Annotated in this window: 1 protein-coding gene; it reads left to right on the top strand. The window is 61.3% G+C overall.

Going from position 1 to position 594, the window contains the following annotated elements; all coding sequences use genetic code 11:
* The coding region (locus tag F3J45_RS29680) for a thiamine pyrophosphate-dependent enzyme (RefSeq protein WP_240164752.1) at positions 1 to 416 on the top strand (416 nt) is incomplete at its 5' end.
* Between the last annotated feature and the right edge of the window lie 178 nt (positions 417 to 594).

Below are 594 nucleotides of genomic sequence, written 5' to 3'. Positions count from 1 at the left end.
CCGGCCTGCCATCGGCAATGGCGGCGCACCTGGTGCACCCGGATCGCCCAGTGATTTCGGTGTGTGGCGACGGCGGCTTCATGATGAACAGCCAGGAACTGGAAACCGCGGTACGCCTCGGCATGCACATCACCGTGGTGATTCTGCGTGACGACGGCTACGGCATGATCCGCTGGAAGCAGGCCAACATGGGCTTCACCGATTTCGGCTTGGACTACGGCAACCCGGACTTCGTCAAATACGCCGAAGCCTACGGTGCCAACGGCCACCGCGTGGAAAGCGCCGAAGCCTTCCTGCCGCTGCTGGAACACTGCATCAAGACCCCAGGCGTTCACGTGATCGACTGCCCAGTCGACTACAGCGAGAACGACCGCATCCTCAACAGCGAACTGCGTGAGCGTGCGCTGGCGGTATAAGGCTTAACGGCCATTCGCGGGCAAGCCCGCTCCTACAAGGACCGTGTGCCTCTGTAGGAGATCACCCAGCCCTCTTGGGGCTGCGCTGTCGCGCAGCAAACATGATGGCGCACGACTTCATATCTGCGTTGGCGCTGACATTTTGCAAAAGAAAAGGCGTCTGGCCCGTTAGGGCCAG

The organism is Pantoea sp. Ap-967 (assembly GCF_011752565.1).
Classification (GTDB): domain Bacteria; phylum Pseudomonadota; class Gammaproteobacteria; order Pseudomonadales; family Pseudomonadaceae; genus Aquipseudomonas.
This window is presented reverse-complemented; position numbering and strand designations above follow the sequence as displayed.